Source organism: Luteibacter sp. W1I16 (assembly GCF_050434905.1).
Lineage (GTDB): Bacteria > Pseudomonadota > Gammaproteobacteria > Xanthomonadales > Rhodanobacteraceae > Luteibacter.
Genome location: NZ_JBNDJJ010000001.1, coordinates 268492 through 286334 on the forward strand (window position 1 = coordinate 268492; position 17843 = coordinate 286334).

Annotated in this window: 24 protein-coding genes; 11 read left to right on the plus strand and 13 right to left on the minus strand. The window is 65.5% G+C overall.

The features are described from left to right. Entirely contained in the window at positions 1 to 1029 is a 1029-nt protein-coding gene (locus tag QFZ41_RS01170) for a LysR substrate-binding domain-containing protein (protein ID WP_429197072.1), read from the minus strand. Positions 1030 to 1154: 125 nt separating this feature from the next. Here QFZ41_RS01170 and QFZ41_RS01175 point away from each other — a divergent pair, with 125 nt between their 5' ends. Then, positions 1155 to 1739: an FMN-dependent NADH-azoreductase gene (locus QFZ41_RS01175; RefSeq protein ID WP_429197073.1), complete on the plus strand. Its 585-nt coding sequence runs from the start codon at positions 1155 to 1157 to the stop codon at positions 1737 to 1739. 35 nt (positions 1740 to 1774) lie between these two features. Here the strand turns inward: QFZ41_RS01175 and QFZ41_RS01180 are convergent, their stop codons facing one another. The 7 genes from QFZ41_RS01180 to QFZ41_RS01210 form a co-directional block, all read right to left on the minus strand. Beyond that, positions 1775 to 1930 carry a hypothetical protein gene (locus QFZ41_RS01180; protein WP_371021923.1) on the minus strand — a complete coding sequence of 52 codons (156 nt, stop codon included), beginning with the start codon at positions 1928 to 1930 and terminating at the stop codon, positions 1775 to 1777. Between the two features lie 19 nt (positions 1931 to 1949). Next, positions 1950 to 2108, minus strand: a complete 159-nt coding sequence (locus QFZ41_RS01185; RefSeq protein WP_429197074.1) for a hypothetical protein — start codon at positions 2106 to 2108, stop codon at positions 1950 to 1952. 47 nt (positions 2109 to 2155) lie between these two features. Continuing rightward, on the minus strand, positions 2156 to 3061 hold the full coding sequence (locus QFZ41_RS01190; protein WP_429197075.1) for a ribonuclease H-like domain-containing protein: 906 nt from the start codon (positions 3059 to 3061) through the stop codon (positions 2156 to 2158). Continuing rightward, positions 3058 to 5475, minus strand: coding sequence for a DEAD/DEAH box helicase (locus tag QFZ41_RS01195; protein WP_429197076.1), 2418 nt, complete (start codon positions 5473 to 5475; stop codon positions 3058 to 3060). The genes QFZ41_RS01190 and QFZ41_RS01195 overlap by 4 nt, the downstream gene beginning before the upstream one ends. Before the next feature lie 72 nt (positions 5476 to 5547). Continuing rightward, positions 5548 to 5784, minus strand: a complete 237-nt coding sequence (locus QFZ41_RS01200) for a hypothetical protein (protein ID WP_429197077.1) — start codon at positions 5782 to 5784, stop codon at positions 5548 to 5550. A gap of 104 nt (positions 5785 to 5888) precedes the next feature. Beyond that, positions 5889 to 6128: a hypothetical protein gene (locus QFZ41_RS01205; protein ID WP_429197078.1), complete on the minus strand. Its 240-nt coding sequence runs from the start codon at positions 6126 to 6128 to the stop codon at positions 5889 to 5891. 65 nt (positions 6129 to 6193) lie between these two features. Further along, positions 6194 to 6598, minus strand: coding sequence for a hypothetical protein (locus tag QFZ41_RS01210; protein WP_429197079.1), 405 nt, complete (start codon positions 6596 to 6598; stop codon positions 6194 to 6196). Between the two features lie 126 nt (positions 6599 to 6724). Here QFZ41_RS01210 and QFZ41_RS01215 point away from each other — a divergent pair, with 126 nt between their 5' ends. Then, positions 6725 to 7114 carry a hypothetical protein gene (locus tag QFZ41_RS01215; protein ID WP_429197080.1) on the plus strand — a complete coding sequence of 130 codons (390 nt, stop codon included), beginning with the start codon at positions 6725 to 6727 and terminating at the stop codon, positions 7112 to 7114. A 4-nt stretch (positions 7115 to 7118) separates the two neighbouring features. Here QFZ41_RS01215 and QFZ41_RS01220 read toward each other — a convergent pair whose 3' ends face one another. Together QFZ41_RS01220 and QFZ41_RS01225 are read right to left on the minus strand one after the other, a co-directional pair. Next, the gene (locus tag QFZ41_RS01220) at positions 7119 to 7454 is read right to left on the minus strand and encodes a hypothetical protein (protein WP_429197081.1); all 336 of its coding nucleotides are present in this window, start codon (positions 7452 to 7454) and stop codon (positions 7119 to 7121) included. Positions 7455 to 7507: 53 nt separating this feature from the next. Then, a complete protein-coding gene (locus QFZ41_RS01225; RefSeq protein WP_429197082.1) occupies positions 7508 to 8230 on the minus strand; it encodes a murein L,D-transpeptidase catalytic domain family protein in 723 nt (240 codons plus the stop codon). 135 nt (positions 8231 to 8365) lie between these two features. Here QFZ41_RS01225 and QFZ41_RS01230 point away from each other — a divergent pair, with 135 nt between their 5' ends. Beyond that, positions 8366 to 10099: a L,D-transpeptidase family protein gene (locus tag QFZ41_RS01230; RefSeq protein ID WP_429197083.1), complete on the plus strand. Its 1734-nt coding sequence runs from the start codon at positions 8366 to 8368 to the stop codon at positions 10097 to 10099. Positions 10100 to 10109: 10 nt separating this feature from the next. Here QFZ41_RS01230 and QFZ41_RS01235 read toward each other — a convergent pair whose 3' ends face one another. Further along, entirely contained in the window at positions 10110 to 10601 is a 492-nt protein-coding gene (locus QFZ41_RS01235) for a DUF421 domain-containing protein (protein ID WP_429197084.1), read from the minus strand. 106 nt (positions 10602 to 10707) lie between these two features. Here QFZ41_RS01235 and QFZ41_RS01240 point away from each other — a divergent pair, with 106 nt between their 5' ends. From QFZ41_RS01240 to QFZ41_RS01275, 8 genes are all read left to right on the plus strand, one after another. Beyond that, complete coding sequence (locus QFZ41_RS01240; RefSeq protein ID WP_429197085.1) at positions 10708 to 11127, plus strand: low affinity iron permease family protein; 420 nt, start codon at positions 10708 to 10710, stop codon at positions 11125 to 11127. Positions 11128 to 11195: 68 nt separating this feature from the next. After that, complete coding sequence (locus QFZ41_RS01245) at positions 11196 to 11927, plus strand: 2OG-Fe dioxygenase family protein (RefSeq protein ID WP_429197086.1); 732 nt, start codon at positions 11196 to 11198, stop codon at positions 11925 to 11927. An 85-nt stretch (positions 11928 to 12012) separates the two neighbouring features. Further along, positions 12013 to 12531, plus strand: a complete 519-nt coding sequence (locus tag QFZ41_RS01250; protein WP_429197087.1) for a hypothetical protein — start codon at positions 12013 to 12015, stop codon at positions 12529 to 12531. Positions 12532 to 12711: 180 nt separating this feature from the next. Continuing rightward, positions 12712 to 13083 carry a 2-hydroxyacyl-CoA dehydratase gene (locus QFZ41_RS01255; RefSeq protein WP_429197088.1) on the plus strand — a complete coding sequence of 124 codons (372 nt, stop codon included), beginning with the start codon at positions 12712 to 12714 and terminating at the stop codon, positions 13081 to 13083. A gap of 80 nt (positions 13084 to 13163) precedes the next feature. Beyond that, positions 13164 to 13976 (plus strand): CHAD domain-containing protein, encoded by an 813-nt coding sequence (locus QFZ41_RS01260; RefSeq protein WP_429197089.1) that lies wholly within the window; start codon positions 13164 to 13166, stop codon positions 13974 to 13976. A 99-nt stretch (positions 13977 to 14075) separates the two neighbouring features. Then, on the plus strand, positions 14076 to 14798 hold the full coding sequence (locus QFZ41_RS01265; RefSeq protein WP_429197090.1) for a 3-keto-disaccharide hydrolase: 723 nt from the start codon (positions 14076 to 14078) through the stop codon (positions 14796 to 14798). 349 nt (positions 14799 to 15147) lie between these two features. Beyond that, positions 15148 to 16443 (plus strand): carbohydrate-binding protein, encoded by a 1296-nt coding sequence (locus QFZ41_RS01270; protein WP_429197091.1) that lies wholly within the window; start codon positions 15148 to 15150, stop codon positions 16441 to 16443. Positions 16444 to 16562: 119 nt separating this feature from the next. Beyond that, positions 16563 to 17201 carry a YoaK family protein gene (locus QFZ41_RS01275; protein ID WP_429197092.1) on the plus strand — a complete coding sequence of 213 codons (639 nt, stop codon included), beginning with the start codon at positions 16563 to 16565 and terminating at the stop codon, positions 17199 to 17201. On the opposite strand, the gene comJ is transcribed toward QFZ41_RS01275, so the two are convergent. Both comJ and QFZ41_RS01285 read right to left on the minus strand, forming a co-directional pair. Continuing rightward, the gene (gene comJ / locus QFZ41_RS01280) at positions 17158 to 17619 is read right to left on the minus strand and encodes a competence protein ComJ (protein WP_429197093.1); all 462 of its coding nucleotides are present in this window, start codon (positions 17617 to 17619) and stop codon (positions 17158 to 17160) included. The two genes, QFZ41_RS01275 and comJ, sit on opposite strands and share 44 nt — an antisense overlap. A gap of 47 nt (positions 17620 to 17666) precedes the next feature. Further along, the gene (locus QFZ41_RS01285) at positions 17667 to 17834 is read right to left on the minus strand and encodes a hypothetical protein (protein ID WP_429197094.1); all 168 of its coding nucleotides are present in this window, start codon (positions 17832 to 17834) and stop codon (positions 17667 to 17669) included. Positions 17835 to 17843 lie beyond the last annotated feature (9 nt).

Consider the following 17843-nt stretch of genomic DNA (forward strand, 5'->3'; position numbering starts at 1 on the left):
TTATTCGTTTGGACGGCCAAACGCCGTCGGATTGGCCGATCCTACCATGCGGGCGAGGCGGATCGCTCCGGCCTGCTCCGGGTTCGCGGCGGCTTTCTCGCAATCCTTGTGGAATTCAGCCTGCGCGCGCGGCAAGCGCTCGGCCAGGAAGTCCACGAAACTACGAATGGCGGGCAGCAAGCCGCGACGGCTCGGGTACACGAAATGCAGGGTGCCTTGCGCGGTGGTGTACTCCGGCAGCACCCATTCCAGGTCACCGTTGGCAAGCAAGGGGCCGCAAAAATCCTCGGGCAGCAGCGCCACGCCGCAACATTGCACGGCGGCGGCGATCAGCACGGAGAAATCGCCGCTGACGAGGCGCGGCTTCACTTCCACCGCGGCCTTCTTCCCACTGGCATCGACCAGTTCCCATACCTGCGCGCCCTCGTGCTCGTACATGGACAATGCCGGCAGCAAGGACAGGTCGTCCAGCGTCTTCGGCCGTCCGTTGGAATCGAGGAACTTCGGGCTGGCGACCAGCAGGCTTCGCGCATAGCCGATGCTGCGCAGCACGAGGGTGGCGTCGGTGTCGAGCTTCTCGCGCACGCGGATGGCGACGTCGTAACCCTCGCCGATGACATCCACGCGGCGGTTGGTGGCGGTCAGGCGCACCTGCACCTTCGGGTGCTCGAGCATGAAGGCCGGAAGCATGGGGCCGACCACGTTCTGCGCCAGCGAAATCGGGCAGCTCACCCGGACGACGCCACGTGGCTCCGTGCGCAGTTCGTCCACGGCGTCCTGCGCCGCCCGAGCCTCTTCCAGCACGGCGCGGCAGTGCTGGTAGAAGCGCTCACCGATCTCGGTCACGACGAAACGCCGGGTCGTGCGCTGGAGCAGTCGCACGCCCAGGCGATCCTCCAGCTGGGCGATCCGCTTGCTCAGGCGGGACTTGGGAATGCCCAGGGCGCGCCCCGCCGCTGAAAAGCCGCCGTGTTCGACCACCGAGGCGAAGAAATACAGATCGTTCAGGTCCTGCAGCGCGCCTTCCATCGGAGGCTCCCGTCGTTTCGCCTAAGAAACAATCAGTCTACTCCAAGGCGGCTAATCAGGGGATTGTCTGCGGCGTATCGTCTTCCGCATGCCGCCCGAGCGGTCAATCTACTGAGGACTCGTCCATGAAACTCCTGCATATCGATGCCAGCGCCCTTGGCGCCCATTCCGTGTCGCGCGGCCTCACCGCTGCCGTGGTGGCCGAGTTCGTCCGCAACCACCCGGGTATCGAGATCACCTACCGCGACCTGCATGCCGCGCCGCTGGCTCATTGGTCGCTGCCCGCGGGCGACGACGATCCGAACGCCGCCGAGGCGGAAAAGGTGATGGAAGAGTTCCTCGCCGCCGACGTGGTCGTCATCGGCGCGCCCATGTACAACTATGGCATCAGCAGCACGCTGAAGGCCTGGATCGACCGCATCGCGGTGGCCGGCAAGACCTTCCGGTACACCTCGGCCGGCCCCGAAGGCCTGGCGGGCGGCAAGCGGTTGATCATCGCCTCGTCGCGTGGCGGCATCTATACCCCTGGGACGCCGGCCGCGGCCATGGACTTCCAGGAGCCGTACCTGCGGGCGCTTTTCGGCTTCCTCGGCGTCACCGACATCGAGTTCGTTCGTGCCGAGGGCGTCGCGATGGGTGACGACCACAAGAACCAGGCCGTCGGCGGGGCCATCGCCGGTATCGGCAGCCTGCTGCGCAAGGCTGCCTGATAAGACGAAGGGCCGCGTATCGCGCGGCCCTTCTCTCATGACGATGGGGAATTCTGTTTTCCCGGTTTGTCCTTCGGCATGTTCTGATGTTCCTGCGGATGTCCCTCGCCTGGCACCTTGGGTTTGCCGTGCGAGGGTTTGGGATTGTCTTCCCGATAGCCCGGGGTCTGTTGCTTGCCGTCGTTGGTCATCTGATCACCTCTGGTCCGTTCAGGGCCGTTGCTGGCAGGCGGCATGGCCGCATTCGCAGGCGCCGCCCATGTTCTGGCTCTCGGCGGCCATGCGGCAGCTTTCACTGCAATAGTCCCTCGATACAGGTACCTGGCAATTGCAGCCCACGTGGTCACAGGGTTTGCTGGGTTCGTTCATGCGTCGGCTCCTCAACGTTGCCTGCACGAGCCTGCGCGGAGCGGCGTCTATTTTTCGTAACCGGGCGGCGAAACGGCGCCCGCGTCCAGCGTGGCCCAGCCGTGCGCCTCGATAAGCAGGCCGCTGAGGCTGCGAACATCCTGAAGATTGTGTTCCGCCACGCGGACCAGGTTCGCCGACGAACCTCCGCGCAGGTAGGTGAGCCATGCGCGTGGCGCTTCGGAACCCGGCAGGTCGTCCTCGCGGACGATACGCAACAGTTTGCGCTCGGCGGTTTGCATCTTGCAGTTTTCCCAGATCTGCCGGTAGCGGCGACGCATCGGATGCAGCAGATCGACATGCGCGCAGCCAGGCAGCGGGTTCGTCAATCGTGCGAGCCGATAGCGCGTGGCCAGCAAGGGGGCGTCGTAGGATTTGCCGTTGTAACTGACCAGTACCGTTTCAGGGTCGACCCAACGGGCGAATTCCCGCAGCATGGCCGATTCGGCCGACATCGCCGTGATGTAGAGCTGTCGAACACGCAAGGCACCCTCGTGCCAGTCCGCGGCCCCGATCATGAAGGCACGCGTGCCGGTACCGCCGGCGAGCCCCGTGGTCTCGGTATCGAAGTGCAGGAATTGCTCACGGCGGGCGACGGTGAGCTTCGCGAACGAGAGATCGAGTTCCGCGGGTGGCTCGGCCCAGGCGAAGCGTCGTTCGATGTAGCGCAGGCCGGGTGAGAGTTCGTCGCCGGGGACGTCCCGGGTGTGCGGGCGGAGGGACGTCCTTGGTTGAGCGAGGCGATCGCGGACGCCCGCCATGCGACGGAGGGTGGCAAGGTCGGGGACGCGGGTGGCGGAAGGAATGGGAGCGGTGTCGCGAGCACCCATCGCCGACACGATCGGCGATTCCTGCGGAGCGGCGATTCCGGCCTGCCGGCGCAGGATGGCCAGCTTCAACGCCAGGTCGCTCATGCACCCGCACCCAATAGCCGCAGCACGCGAGATGCCAATGCCCGCGGTGTCTCGTCCCGCCCCTCGTCGGCCGCGAGCACGGGCCCCACGCACGCGGGACACCCTGCCTTGCACTCGCACGCCTCGACCGTACCCAGGGCATGCCGCAGCAACTCCGGCGCGCGGCGGAACAAGGGCTCGCTCAACCCGACACCGCCGGGGAAGTTGTCGTACAGGTAAACCGTCGGCAGGAAGCGTTCCAGCGCATCCGGCAGTGCGAGCCCACCATCCGGTGCCCGGACCTGCCCACGACCACGAGCATCCACCTGGGCGGACCAGCCGCCGTCTCCGGAACCGACGGCCTTCTGCAGGTCGCGCGGTTCCGCCATCACCGCGACGACAGCCGCCGTATGCAGGGCGTATGCCGCGCCGAGGAAGCCGTCGAGCGCATGCTGGCGTGAGCGGAAGGCTTCGTCCAGTACCGTCTGCGGCAATTGCCACCACACGGCCGTCGAATGAAGTTCCTGGTCCGGCAGGTTGACCGGGCCGTAGCCGATGTTCTCGTGGGTGTAGTAACGAATCTTCTTGTACCCCGACACCCGGCGCACCACGTGCACTTCGCCGTGCCGGGCGCCGCCCTCGCCCGACTTGCTGCCATCGAAGCATTCCAGCTCCTTCAGCTTGGTGTAGTCGATGGCGTCGGTGTAGTAATCGACACGGGTGCGCGTGCAATAGGCCTTGCGTCCGTCCCAGTCGAGTTTCTCGACCTGGTACGGTACGGACTGGATCATGTGGATGGCGCCCTCGTAGAGCGTCAATGCGGCGGCCGAATAGTCGACTTCCGCGATGATCGTCTGCCGGCCTTCCGTGCGATCCACCACCACGAAGTTCCCATCGGCGACCGAGCGCAGGCTCACGGCGTTCGCCGGATAGCTGTCGGCGATCCATTCCCAGCGGTCGCCCTCGTTGTGAAGCACCTCGGACTCCGCGAGCACCTGGAGATAAGGCTCCGCGTCGTCCGGGCCGAACGCATCGCCCGTGACGAACGGCAGCTCGAACGCGGCGCAACGGATGTGGTCGAGCAGGATCAGCGGCTGGTCGGGCTGGATTCTCGCGTGCTCGGGGCTTGCTTCGGTGAGGAAGGCGGGATGCCGCATGAGGTACTGGTCGAGCGGCGCGCTGGTGGCGACCAGCACGCCGAGCGATGGTTGCTGCCGACGTCCGGCCCGGCCGAACCGTTGCCAGGTGGCCGCGATCGATCCCGGATAGCCGTTCAACACCACCGCATCGAGGCTGCCGATGTCGACACCCAACTCGAGCGCGGACGTCGAGACGATGCCGTCGACGTTGCCGGCCCGCATCTCGCGCTCGACATCGCGCCGCTCCGTCGGAAGATAGCCGCCCCGATAGGCGCGGATACGTGCGGGCTTGCGCGTGTCATGGTCGAAGACGTCTTTCAGGTACTTGGTAAGCACCTCGACCATCAACCGCGACTGCGCGAACACAAGTGTCTTCATCTTCGCCTTGATGGCCACGCGCGCGATAAGGTTGGTCTGTGACCGGGCCGACGCACGCAGGCCCAGGTCCGGATTGACCACCGGCGGATTCCACAACAAGACGTGCTTGTCGCCGCTGGGCGCACCACTGCGTGCGATGGTGACCACCTCGTCCTCGATCAGCGCCCGGGCATGCTCCGTGGCGTTGCCTATCGTGGCCGAACACAGCACGAATTGCGGGCGCACTCCATAGAACGCACAGATGCGCCTGAGCCGCCGAAGCACGTTGGCCAGGTGCGAACCGAACACGCCACGGTAAGTGTGGATCTCGTCGATCACCACGTAGCGCAAGTTCTCGAAGAACTGCGCCCATTTGGTGTGGTGCGGGAGGATGGCCTGGTGCAGCATGTCAGGGTTGCTGACCACGACATCGCCGTGCAGGCGTATCGCCTGCCGGGCATCGCCTGGGGTGTCACCGTCGAAGGTAAAGGCCTTCACGCCCAGGTCGCCGGCGCGATTGATGTCGAGCAGCTCGGCCACCTGGTCCTGCGCCAGCGCCTTGGTGGGAAAGAGGTAGAGGGCCTTCGCCCCCGATTCGAGTACCGATGCCAGTACCGGCATCGTGTAGCAGAGCGTCTTCCCCGATGCCGTCGGCGTCGCGACGAGCACATGCCTGCCCCCGCGCGCGGCGTCCCAGGCTTCCTGCTGGTGGCTGTAAAGGCGGTCGATGCCGCGCGCGGCCAAGGCACGCGCCAATCCCGCCGGGAGATCGTCCGGCAGGGGCACGAAGCTCCCTTCCCGGCCGAACACCGTGAAGGCGGAACAGACCCGGTCGCCATATTTGTCGGTGAGACGGTGCGCAAGCGTGCGGCCGTCATGGTGGGTGGCGAGGGCGGAGTCGGCCTCGTCGGTGCGCAGGGCTTTCAGATAGGCGGCCATGGGAACTACCGGGCACTGGGGCGCCTGTTATCCCGTGTTCCGGTCTCAGATCCTGCGACGCCTGGGAAGCCGCTAGGCGACCTCGTCGCCCGCATCCGCGCCCGCGAGCCTCCACAGCCCGGATTCGTCCTCGACCTTGATCTCGGCGGGCTGACCCTGCTGGGCCTGGATCGCCGCCGCCAGCGCCAGCGCATGACGCAGGGCTTCTTCGCGGGTGGGAAACTGGCCGACCAGCTCGGCATTGCGGCGCAGGCTCCATTGCCCGCGGGACGACGCGTTGAACGGTACGTAGAGGGTCGTGCGCTGCAAGTGGGTGGCTCCGCCGGGAAAGGCCCCCTCGGCCTTTGCTGCGGACGAAGCTAGGTGGCGATCCGTCGCGGGCGCGTTATGAGCGGGTCGCCGTCGCGGTCACGTCACCGCGAATAGGCGCGCCTGGCGCTGGCGAGCCAGTCGGCGTGCTTGATCCCCCGTTCCATGGCGGCGTCCACGGCCAGGCGCTCTTCCTCGAATTCGTCGAGCAAGGTGATCATCACGAAGTCCCGGGGACCGGCATAGGCCGCGGGCTCGACGATATAGGCCGCCTTCCAGCGGCCCGCCGACGTCTTCAACGTGCGGACTTCCACGGAATACCGGCCAACGATACGTCGATGCACGATACGACTCTCCTGGTCGGATGGCGGCGGCATGGCGAGGCCGCCGCACGGGTGAGAACGAACGCTCAGGCCTTCGGCGGCGCTTGCGTGCCCAGCCCTTCGCCGCTGGCCGGAATGGTGAATGTCTTCGCCTCGCCCTGGCCCAGGCTGGCATCGGCTTCGACCCTATCCGCCGAGCAGGCGCCGTGCGGAAGCATGCTGAGCTTTCGCGCGCCCGAAGGCACGTGAAGGACGAGCTGCTGCCCGATCTCCATGTCGGCCACCGCCTTGTCGTCGACATAGATGGCCGAAGAGCAGCCAGCGCCCCAGAGGCCCTGCTCGCGAACGATGTTGATGGTGGCGTCGCCGCCGTTGGGGTCCTGGTAACCGAAGACCGTGCTGGAAGGCACGTCGTGAATACCGACGTGACGCTCGTTCTGGGTGGCGCAGCCGGCAAGCAGGACGAGGGCGGTAAGGGCGAGGTGGCGCATGGGGGAAACACTCCGTAGAGGATGAAGGCAGCATTCGTTCCGCAATGTAGAGGGTACGTGAAAATCCTTCTCCAGACCGCTCATCCCATCTGCCCAAGACGGCAATTTCGGCGCTAGACTCTCGCGATGACCGTCAAGCCCGCCCATACGCCCACCGCCCTCGTCTTCGACCGGGCCCACCTGGTGGCGGAGACCGTGGCCCTCGTCCTCGCCGACGCGGGCTACGCGGCGCGCGCCACCGTCACCTATCGCGACGCGAAGCGGGCCTTCAACGAACTGCCGGAACTGGCCCTCGTCGTGATCCATGCCGACACCCCTGGCGAACGCCGGGGAACGGGCCTGCTTCAGGCACTGATCCGCGAGCGCCCGAACACCGCGATCGTGGTGGTCTCCAGCCGGCTGCCCCAGGACCTGGAGCCCTTCCCGCTGTCCGCCGTGTTCCTGGAGAAGCCTTTCGACCGCGCCCAACTGCTGGACGCCGTGGAACGCGCGAGGGAATCCCGCCCGCGCGTCTGAACCATCAAAGGCAGGAAATGGCGTCGTCGCGGAAGCGGCTGTCGTAGTCGCCCTTGCCCTTCTGGATCTCGTACATCACGACCTGGGCCCCGGCGCCGCTGGCGGTCACGTCGAGGCGCTCGTGCTTACCATCGTCATTGGCGGTCACGCGGCCCTTGTCTTCCTTCGCATCGCCCTTGGAGTCCTTGGAAAGGGCCTGCCACTTCGGCTCCACGCACTGAACGTAAGCCGTCACGCTCTTGCCCGTCTTGCTGCTGAGCTTGGGCAGGGTGTCGGTCATGCCACTGGTGGCGCAGCCGGCGAGGACGGTGCAGGCGGCGATCGCAAGAACGTGTTTCATGCTGGATTCCACGGTAAGGGTCCGGGAATTCTAGCGCGACGAGCCACCTGCGATCAGGTACCCGCGCGTGCGACGACGTTCGCCTCGGCCTTGGCGAGCTGGCCGTTGGAGCATTTGAGGTAGTTCGACGAGGTCAGCCAGCGTTTGTCCGGATAATAGGAGAACACCATCTGGCCGCCCTTGAGGGCATCGATCAGCTTATGTGCGATGGCGGTGCGGACCGCGGGGCAACCCCAGCTGCGGCCGATGCGGCCCGCCACTTTCGCCATCGCCTCGTTCACGTAGGCCGCACCGTGGATCACGATGGCGCGCGCCATCGCCTGGTCGTTCACGCCGGGCTCGAGCCCCGTCATGCGTAGGGAATAGCCGTTCTTCCCGGTGTAGGTATCCGACGTGCGGAATAGGCCAAGGCTGGATGCGAGGCTGTCAGGCGCGTTGGAGAATTTCGTGGCGTTCGCATCGCCGCTGTTCTTGCCGTGCGCCACCAGCTCCTGGAAAAGCAGCTTTCGATTGACCGTGTCGAACACCCACAGGCGCGGCTCCGAGGAGGGCTTCGAATAATCGATCACGGCGAGACGGTCGGCTGGCTGGCCTCCCTGCGTCTGTGCACACTCCGCCGCCTGGACAGCCAGACCGATCACTTTCGGGTCGGCCGACGGCGCCAGTCGCGACAAGGCGTCGCCGAGCGAATCGGCGGCGTGGGCTTGGGCGGGGAGGAAGAACAGGGCGCCAAGAAGCGGCGCGGACGCGAGGAGCGTTCGAAACGGTCGAATCATGCGGCCAGCCAGGAGGGAATACGACGGGGCATCCTAACGTGCTGATCATTTATTGACCACAACGCCGTCACTTCTTTGCCATTCAGATAGGTGAAAGCGTAGGGTAATCAACGTTCGACAAAGGAAGCACCGATAATGACCATGGAAGCCAAGCCGTTACGCCTCCTTGCCCTCCTGGCGCTCTGGGGCGCCCTCCCCGCGTCGGCCTGGGGCCAGTCCCCTCCTTCACCGCCCTCATCCGCGGCCTCTCCGCCACCTATCGTGGCCACGGTGCCTGCACCGGCCGCCAGCGTACCCCCGCCACCTCCGTCCGACGACCCGCTCGCGCAAGCCATCTATGCCCGACTGCAGCAGATGACGCCCCTCGAAGGGGGCCCACTGCCACGTCAGGACGCCGCGCTCGGAAAGGCGGTGGCCGACTTCTACGCGCAACGCCACTACGCCGCCGCGTGGACGGACGAGGCCAACGTACACCAGCTACTGACGGGGCTCGCTTCTGTCGAAGGCGACGGGCTGCTACCCGAGGACTACCAGCTCTCCCCACTGAAGGCGACGGTGGAAGCCCCCGACTGGGCGGGCGCATCGCCCCAGCGGCGAGCCGAATTCGAAGTGACGGCGACGGGCGCCTACATCACGGCGCTGGTTCAACTGGCCCGCGGGAAGGTGGACCCGGTACGGCTGGACCCGACCTGGAACTTCGATCCCACCGCGATCGACCCCCAGGAAGGCATGGCGCTGCTGCAAACCTCGATCGACGAACGCAGCATCGACCAGGCCTTCGCCACGGCGAGGCCGCAGAACCCCCTTTACGCGAAGCTGCGCGAGGCCCTCGCCCAACTTCGCGCGACGGCGGCGGCGGGCGGTTGGCCCACCGTGCCGGACGGCCCGGTGCTGAAACCCGGGATGACGGATACCCGCGTCGCCGCGTTGCGCACGCGCATGGTCGCGGGCGGCTACCTGGACCCGACGCTCGCGGAAGGCGAGCATTTCGATAATCCGCTGAAAGACGCGGTCAAACGCTTCCAGTCCGACCAGTACCTGGATGCCGACGGCAGCGTGGGCAGCGAGACGATCGCCGCGCTCAACGTATCCATCCAGGATCGCATCGGCCAGGTCCGGGCCAATCTGGAGCGGGCACGCTGGTTGCTGCATTCCCTGCAGGGAACCTTCGTCGTGGTCGACGTGGCGGGCTACAAGGTGACCTATTACCGCGACGGCAACCCGGTATGGAAATCGCGCGTGCAGGTCGGCAAGCCTTACCGCAGCACGCCGATTTTCCGCTCGCAGATCACCTACGTCACCTTCAATCCCACGTGGACGATCCCACCTACCATCCTCAAGAACGACGTGTTGCCGAAGATTCGCAAGAATCCATCCTACCTGGCCAACAATCGCATCCGCGTACTCGACAGCAGCGGCAATGCGATATCGCCTTCGAAGGTGAACTGGGCCAACCCGCGCGGCATCACATTGCGGCAGGACGCCGGACCGGGAAATTCCCTCGGGCAAGTGGTCATCCGGTTCCCCAACTCGTTCGCCGTCTATCTGCACGACACGCCGCACCAGGAGCTCTTCGAGAAAGCCAAGCGCGATACGAGCTCCGGGTGCATCCGGGTGGAACACCCGCTCGAACTGGTCGAACTACTCTTCAATGACGAGCAGAAATGGAACCGCCAGGTGATCGACGAGCGCATCGCCACCCGGAAGACCCAGAACGTGACGCTGCCGACGGCGGTACCGGTACTGCTCGCGTACTGGACCGTCGACATCGCCGACGACGGAAAGCTCGCCTACAAGCCCGACGTGTACCAGCGTGACGGTTCGCTGTTGGCCGCGCTGGACAAACCCCAGCCACTCCACATGCCCTGAGCGGCGCCCGTCAGCGCAGGGTCTGCTTCCCCATGTCCCGGACGAAAGTAATCTTCCCGTTCGGTTCCAGCCGGCCGATAACCACGGTGCTTTCGTCCTCCATGCCCGCCGCGTGCAGGGCACGATTGAATGCGGCCTCGGGAAGATCCTGGCGCCGCATCTCCACCGGATCGCGCTTGCCATTGCGCACGAGCTCCGCAGGCAATCCTTCTACCATGCGGTTGAAACGCGGCATGCGAGTGCACAACCAGCCCATCCCTTTGTTCGCCAGAAGGATGCTGGCCACGCCGATGAAGGCGCCCAGGTAGCTATGGTCGTCGCCAATGATCGCCGTGCGCAGGGTTCCGCCGACGAGCACGAGCACCAGCACGTCGAAGGCTGACATTTCGCCGAAGCTTCGCTTGCCCGAGACCCGCATGAGGACAAGCAAGCCCACATACGTCAGTACGCCACGGGCGGCGAAGTGCCACCACGGCTCCGATAATTCGAACCATTCGTTCATTTGCGATGCTCCTCGGCTCTTCGCTCGTGCTTCACGGGCAACGAAACACCCTGCGCACGTTGTGGCCGCCCGGCCGCATGGGCGAAGTGAAAGAGGAGACGCCGGCATGGCAAGCGACAGCAACGACCAGAGTTTTTTCACCCGCATGGCCATGGCGGTGGCGAAGGCGTCGGGCAAGCCGGCCACCTTCGCCACCGCCGTGGCCATCGTGGTGATCTGGGCGGTAACGGGGCCCGTCTTCGGCTTCAACGACACCTGGCAGCTGGTGATCAACACCGGCACGACGATCGTCACCTTTCTCATGGTGTTCCTGATCCAGAACACCCAGAACCGCGACACCGCGGCGATGCAGATCAAGCTCGACGAGCTGATCAACGCGCTGAATGGGGCGAACCCGGCCTTGCTCGACCTGGAAGAGCTGGATGAGGCCACCCTCGACAAGATCCGGGCCCATTACACGCGACGAGCGGCGGAGGCACGCAGGGCCCAGGGACACGACGGCGATCCGGAACACGAAGCCATCTGAACCCTCGGCAGGCTGGCCGGGCCATTTGCCGCAATGCGGTAGCGGGCCGCCGCCGTATACTGCGGCTCATGAACGCCCCCCTCGAAGTGAGTGAAACGACCCTCCACGACCAGGTCCGGGACGAGGGCTTCGCCTTCGTGGACGGGCCACACATGCGCACCCTGGTCGAACACCTGGCGCCACTGAACGATTGGAAAGCGTTTGTCGCCAGCTGGAATGCACTCGAGCCGGATACCTACCTCGCCGCCACGGGGCGGTTCCGCCGCCGTCGCCACGCGACCTTCGCCGCCTCGCGTTTCGGCCACGTCGAGCCGAAGCCTCACCAGGCCCATTTCCAGACCCTGGCCTACAACAGCCTGCAGGGCGATATCGCGCGTTGGTTCGAACCGGTACTTCCGGAGATCGCCACGGGCGCCACGATGGGCGCGATCCTCGATTTCTGCCGCGACTTCTTCGGGGGGCTCTCGCCCGAAGTCGACCATTGGCATGTCGAGGTACACCAGTTCCGCATCGAAGCCACCGCCGGTGCCGCGGGCGAGCCCACCCCGGAAGGCAGCCATCGCGACGGGGTCGACTACGTGCTTGTGCTACTGGTCGACCGGGAAAACATCGCCAGCGGAACGACGACGATCCATTCTCCCGACGGACGCGCGCTCGGCGAGTTCACGCTGGCGCAGCCGTTCGACGCCGCGCTGATCCACGACCCGCGGGTGTTCCATGGGGTAACGCCGGTGACGCCCCTCGACGCCGCGAAGGCGTCGCATCGCGACGTACTCGTGGTGACCTTCCGCGCCGCCTGAGCGCTCGCTTTCGCGCGCATTCCACCGCCGGTTCACGACGGCTCGGGCGTACTGCGGCCACCGCAGCCGCCGCGTCGAGGCTCCCATGAAAGCGTCCGTCTATTGCACCGCCCGCACCGTGGAACAGGCCGAACACATCGTCCTCGAACTCAAGCAGGCCGGCTTCACCAGCGACGATATCTCCGCCCTTCTGCCCGACCGCCGCGGTACCCGCGACTTCGCGCACGAGCACCACACGAAGGCGCCCGAGGGCGCGACCGCCGGGGGAGTCGTTGGATTCGGGCTTGGCGCTGGGCTGGGCTGGCTGGCAGGTGTCGGGTCACTTGCCATTCCTGGGATAGGGCCTTTCATCGCCGCCGGCCCCATCATGGCGGCGCTCAGCGGTGCCGCGGTGGGCACGGCCACGGGCGGGCTCATCGGCGCCCTGGTCGGCATGGGCATCCCCGAGTTCGAGGCCAAGCGCTACGATGCGAAGGTGCGCGAGGGCAGCATCCTGATCTCGGTGCATACCGACAGCGGCCATCAGCGCGACGTGGCTCGTGAGATCTTCCGCAACAACCACGCGGACGATATCTCCACGGGTGCCGAGGCCAGCGTCTCCTGATATCCACAGGTGCTGTGGAAAGCACCTGCATAACCGTGTGGATAAGTCATACGTCGCCTTACGCGACAGCCACTTGCGTCGCATTGGTCACACAATCGTCACGTTGATTTGGCCGCCAATCTCAAGCCGGCGGCGAACGGCCGTGCCACAATGGGAACTCCTCCAGCTTCAAGCAGTACGATGAACTCGTCCGGCAAATACGACTTCAAGCAGTTCCAGGAGGAACTTGCCGCCCTCGACCGCCAGGCCTCGGGAAGCAAGCCCCCCGCGGCCGACCCCGTGCCTACCAAGGCGGCGACTCCCGAACCGGTCGTCCCGAAGCGTCGTGGGCGGCCACCCAAGGTCGATCCACTGGCCGGTGCCCGCGCCGAGTTCGAAGCGCTGCGCCTGCGGCACGGCCTCACGGTCGCGGATGTGGTCTCCTGGTTCCCCCCGGAGGAAGGCGTCGCATACCTGCAAGCCCTGATCGCCGCGAGCGAGCCCAAGCCCCGGCGGCGGCGCAAGCCGGCCGATCCGGATGGCACCTCGGATGGCAGTCCCCCGGTCGAATAACGGGCCGGGTACTGACGCCCTTGCGAGGGGATCGGAGACGGCACCAGGTGCCGCGCCATCAACTTTGCTATCTAATGCGCATGCCCAAGACCGCCGCGCCCAGCATCGCCGAAGCCCTCGCTTCCTTCGCGGTCAGGGAATGCCGTGCCGCCATGCGCGCTTTGTCGGATCCGAAACAGTGCCACCGTGGCGTCCACGAGGCGCGGAAGGCCGTTCGCCGCCTGAAGAGCCTGCTCATCCTCGCAGCGGAACCCTTCGCTGATTCACTGCCGTCGATCGAAGCCATCCTCGCGCGCCTGGCCATCGGACTGTCGCCGCTGCGGGACGCGTACGTGGCGGTCAACACGGCCCGCGCGGTAGCCGGACCCTCGCCTTCTCCCGAGTGGCGACATGTCATCGAAGCCCTGGAACATCGTAGCGAGGGGCGCCTCGCGGCTGTGCTCGCGAAGGACCCGCGCTTCCTCAAGCGGCGCCGTGAACTGCGCGATCTGGCCGGCGCGATCGAGGCACTGCCCTGGCAAGAGGTACGGCGCGACACCGTCGAACAGGCGATCGCCCGTTCGGAGCGACGCGTCGCCAAGGCGCACAAGCGCGCATCGCATGACCCGTCACCAGCCAGCCTGCATCGCTGGCGCCGCCGTGCACGACGCCTGCGCATGCAATTGGACGTCTGGCGCAAGGTGTTGAAGGTGGCCGCCAAGTCGTCGCATCACCGCGCCCACGAGGACAAGGCCGCGGCACATGCCATGGCGAAACTTTCCGATGCCCTTGGCGCCAAGCAGGATCTTCGGGCACTGCGCACGGCGCTGCGCTCGTTGCGGGAACCGCAGGCCGTCGCGCCCTTGCTCGAGCAGATCCGCGTGGAGCTGAAGAAGCATCGCAAGATAGGCTGAGCCGTCCACACACCATGGAAGTCCAGACGTCCATACGTGGACGCATGGCGTTGCCCGCCAAGTGCGTTACGCTCGCCATCCCATCCCCCGGAGCGTCCCATGATTCGCACCCGTTTGAAGATCGTCACGGCGGCCTGCTGCCTCGCCACCTTGTCCGCGCACGCCGCGGACAAGGAACCGGGCTTCACCTCGCTGTTCGACGGCAAGACCCTTGCCGGCTGGCATTCGTTCGGACAGAAAGGCATCGGCAAGGACTGGAGCGTCGCCGACGGCACCATCCAGCTCCAGCGCGACCTCAAGGCGCCGGCCCGCGATTTCGCCGACCTCGTCACCGACAAGGAATACGAGAACTTCGACTTGAAGCTCGAATGGACGATGACGCCCTGCGCCGACGCGGGCATCATGTTCAACGTGCAGGAGTCACCGAAGTACCATGAGACCTGGGAGACGGGCCCCGAGATGCAGATCGCCGACCTGGTCTGCACCAAGCCTGACAGCTACACCTTGTACGAACGCTCCGGCGACCTGTTCGACCTCATTTCCTCGGACATCGAGAACGTGAAGGAACACGGCAACTGGAACGCGGTGGAAATCATCGTCGACCACGGCCACGTGCAATTTTTCCAGAACGGCCACAAAACCGTCGACACGACACTGTGGACGCCCGAGTGGAATGCCCTCGTCGCAAGGACGAAGTTCGCGAAGATGCCCGACTTCGCCCGCTTCCATAAGGGGCACATCGCCTTGCAAGGCGGCGAAGACAAGGGCATCGAGCCCATCCGCATTTCGTACCGGAACATCCGGATCAAGGAGCTTGACTGAGGTCGCAGACCCTTTGGCTGTCGTTGTCATTCGTGGACATTCGACCGCCGAAAGTCGCCTTGGCACCTGATGCGGTGCATCAGGTGCCAAGGCAACTATTTTAACGATCATTCCGCTCCCGGACGCCGGTCCGCCCGCCGCACCGCGCCATTCATTCGTTAAATATCATTCACGCCGACGGTCACATTTCGCCGCATTGCAAATAGACAACGTTGTCATTGAGGACTAAACCGAAGCCGCGTTTCGCCGCGGCTGCTCCGCGCCGAACGCACCAGGGGAACGGGGAACACACGGTATCGGCCGTGAGTCAGCGGGCCCCTTCCAACTACTTTCGGTCAGGAGGCGCTCCATGTTCATGAAGACATCCGGTGTGCGGTCTCGTGCGGTTATCGGTGGATGTTCGGGCACGCTAGGCGTGGCTATCGCCATCGCCCTTTCTTCGATGGTGCCGATGCGACAGGCCCATGCGGCCGGTGCCTGCGCCGCCGCATGGAACGCGACGGCGGTCTACACCGCCGGCAACACGGCCAGCGAGAACGGCACCAACTACGTTGCCAACTGGTGGACGCAAGGCAACGACCCCGCCACCAACAATGGAGGCAGCGGATCGGGGCAACCATGGACTTCGCAGGGCTCGTGTACCGGTGGCGATACGCCACCACCCGACAACCCGCCGCCGGACAATCCGCCCCCGACCAGCGGCACCCTGCTCTTCAGTCCCTACAAGGACATCACCATCAACCTCGACTGGAACACCAACGTCATGTCGACGATGGTGACGGGCACGCGTCTGCCGGTCGTGGGCAGCGGCAGCCTCGTCTCCACCCAGGTGCCGAACCTCGGCGCGATCACACTGGCCTTCGCCACGGGTGAGTGCGGAAGCGAGAACTGGGGCGGCGTGCCCGCGGCGGCTTTCGCCAGCGCCAACATCGCGCGGCTGAACAGCGCGGGCGTGAACTATGTCGTATCGACCGGCGGCCAGGCGGGCGTGTTCACGTGCGGCAGTGCGACGGGCATGGCGAAGTTCCTCTCCACGTACATGACCTCGCACATGGTCGGTGTCGATTTCGACATCGAGAGTGGGCAAACGCCGGCACAACTCAACGCCCTGGTCAGCAATGCTGTCTACGCCGAAGGCCTGTACCCGAACCTGCGCTTTTCCTTCACCCTCGCCACGCTGGCGGCGTCCGATGGAAGCTTCGGCGGCGTGAACGCCACGGGTGACGCGGTCGTACGTGCCGTGAAGGCCTCAGGCCTGAAGAACTACACCATCAACCTCATGACCATGGATTACGGTTCGGCGGGACCGGGCATCTGTGTGGTCAAGAACGGCAGCTGCGACATGGGCCAATCCGCGATCCAGGCGGTGATCAACCTGCAACACACCTACGGCATCCCGCTGAGCAAGATCGAGATCACCCCGATGATCGGCGTGAACGATGTCTCGAGCGAGACCTTCACCGTCGCCGATATCGACACGGTCACCAACTATGCAGTCGCCAACAAGCTAGCGGGCCTGCACTTCTGGTCGCTCGACCGCGACAACCCGTGCTCCGGTGGATTCGCCTCGCCCACTTGCAACTCCGTACCCAGCACGACGGTACTGCAATACACGAAGCGTTTCCTGAGCAACCTCGGCAAGTGAGTGCCACGCGGTCGCGAAGCCGCCGAGGCTTCGCGACCGTGCGAAACTACGGGAATGACAGAGAACCCCATGCATAGATGATCCCCTCCTTTCCCCGCTGGGTATGGAGCTGGGCCGCCGTGCTTCCGTTCGCCGCGGGCGCCACCAATGCCATCGCGCTGCTCGCCTTGCGTCACGGCGGAGTCACCCACCTCACGGGCATATCGACCGAAGGGGCCATCGGCATCGGCACCGCCGATGGCCGGCTCCTGCTCCACGCGCTGGCCATCATGGGCTTGTTCACGCTGGGCTGCGCCATCAGTGCCTGGGCCATCCGCAGCGAACGCTGGGCACGCGGCCCGGCCTCGGTGGCGGTCCTGTGCTCCGAAGCTGCTCTACTCGCCCTGGCCGCCCACACGCTCGACATCGACCCGACCCTGGGCACCTGCCTATGCGGCCTGGCCATCGGGTTGCAGAACGGTGCGAGTTCGTTGGTCACTGGCGCCGTGCTGCGCACATCCCATCTCACCGGCATGTTCACCGACCTCGGCATCGCGATGGGTCAGCGGTGGCGGGGCGCCGCCTTCGATCCACGGCGCACGCGCATCTGCGTGGTCGTCATCGGTGCCTTCATCGCTGGGGGTGCGTGTGGCGCGGTCTTGTTCGGGCCCTGCTCGGGCCGCGCCCTCTGGCTGCCGGCGCTCGTCGTGATCGCCATGGCCGCATCGACCGGGCTCAGGCTTGGACCGCCGCCACGTCGAAATCCGCCCGCCGAGTGATGGCAGGGTCGGCGACGGGAATGGCGAAGCGGGGTTCGGCGTCCGCAAGGAAGGTCAGTTCCAGGCGCGGTGAATCGAAGAAGGTCGCGCGCAGCAGATAACTTCCCGGCAGACACGCGATCATTCTCGTGTCGCCGACGCCACCTACTTCGATGCCGCTGACCATGGGCAGGAGAAAAGGCACCTCGATCACGCGCACCGCATCTGCCGAAATGAGCTGGAATCCACGGACCCGTGTCACCTGGATCTGGTGAGGACCGTCTTGCTGGTGAAGACGAAACGAGGCCGAACCGGGGCGCCACGCGAAGCCCTGGGCGATCTGCCGTTCACTCCAGGCACTGAAGGGCGAGTCCATGGCGGCCCAGCAGACGACGATCTGCTGCCGGGTCAGCCTTACGTCGATGAGCGTCCTGTCCATGCGTCCTCCTGACAAACCGACCCGGATGATACTCGCGATCGTACGACTCAGGCGTGGCGGGCTTTGCCTCGTCGTCGCTGGACGAGCCCGAACCAGAACGCCAGTTCGAACAGCACGCCCATCCCCACCAGGACCAGGAGGCCGGCGACGCTACCAGCGACATAGGAGCTCGCCGCGGCCAATACCAGGAGCACGAGCACCAACGTGTGTTTCATGGGTTTCCA

Coding starts and splice junctions, on each gene's coding strand:
- QFZ41_RS01190 (WP_429197075.1), bottom strand. CDS start 3,061: ATGAGCGACCTGGCGTTGAAGCTGGCCATCCTGCGCCGGCAGGCCGGA.
- QFZ41_RS01195 (WP_429197076.1), bottom strand. CDS start 5,475: ATGGCCGCCTATCTGAAAGCCCTGCGCACCGACGAGGCCGACTCCGCC.
- QFZ41_RS01235 (WP_429197084.1), bottom strand. CDS start 10,601: ATGAACGAATGGTTCGAATTATCGGAGCCGTGGTGGCACTTCGCCGCC.
- QFZ41_RS01230 (WP_429197083.1), top strand. CDS start 8,366: ATGACCATGGAAGCCAAGCCGTTACGCCTCCTTGCCCTCCTGGCGCTC.
- QFZ41_RS01285 (WP_429197094.1), bottom strand. CDS start 17,834: ATGAAACACACGTTGGTGCTCGTGCTCCTGGTATTGGCCGCGGCGAGC.
- QFZ41_RS01225 (WP_429197082.1), bottom strand. CDS start 8,230: ATGATTCGACCGTTTCGAACGCTCCTCGCGTCCGCGCCGCTTCTTGGC.
- QFZ41_RS01270 (WP_429197091.1), top strand. CDS start 15,148: ATGTTCATGAAGACATCCGGTGTGCGGTCTCGTGCGGTTATCGGTGGA.
- QFZ41_RS01170 (WP_429197072.1), bottom strand. CDS start 1,029: ATGGAAGGCGCGCTGCAGGACCTGAACGATCTGTATTTCTTCGCCTCG.
- QFZ41_RS01250 (WP_429197087.1), top strand. CDS start 12,013: ATGAAAGCGTCCGTCTATTGCACCGCCCGCACCGTGGAACAGGCCGAA.
- QFZ41_RS01180 (WP_371021923.1), bottom strand. CDS start 1,930: ATGACCAACGACGGCAAGCAACAGACCCCGGGCTATCGGGAAGACAAT.
- QFZ41_RS01255 (WP_429197088.1), top strand. CDS start 12,712: ATGAACTCGTCCGGCAAATACGACTTCAAGCAGTTCCAGGAGGAACTT.
- QFZ41_RS01220 (WP_429197081.1), bottom strand. CDS start 7,454: ATGAAACACGTTCTTGCGATCGCCGCCTGCACCGTCCTCGCCGGCTGC.
- QFZ41_RS01245 (WP_429197086.1), top strand. CDS start 11,196: ATGAACGCCCCCCTCGAAGTGAGTGAAACGACCCTCCACGACCAGGTC.
- QFZ41_RS01210 (WP_429197079.1), bottom strand. CDS start 6,598: ATGCGCCACCTCGCCCTTACCGCCCTCGTCCTGCTTGCCGGCTGCGCC.
- QFZ41_RS01175 (WP_429197073.1), top strand. CDS start 1,155: ATGAAACTCCTGCATATCGATGCCAGCGCCCTTGGCGCCCATTCCGTG.
- QFZ41_RS01240 (WP_429197085.1), top strand. CDS start 10,708: ATGGCAAGCGACAGCAACGACCAGAGTTTTTTCACCCGCATGGCCATG.
- QFZ41_RS01215 (WP_429197080.1), top strand. CDS start 6,725: ATGACCGTCAAGCCCGCCCATACGCCCACCGCCCTCGTCTTCGACCGG.
- QFZ41_RS01260 (WP_429197089.1), top strand. CDS start 13,164: ATGCCCAAGACCGCCGCGCCCAGCATCGCCGAAGCCCTCGCTTCCTTC.
- QFZ41_RS01185 (WP_429197074.1), bottom strand. CDS start 2,108: ATGAACGAACCCAGCAAACCCTGTGACCACGTGGGCTGCAATTGCCAG.
- QFZ41_RS01265 (WP_429197090.1), top strand. CDS start 14,076: ATGATTCGCACCCGTTTGAAGATCGTCACGGCGGCCTGCTGCCTCGCC.
- comJ (WP_429197093.1), bottom strand. CDS start 17,619: ATGGACAGGACGCTCATCGACGTAAGGCTGACCCGGCAGCAGATCGTC.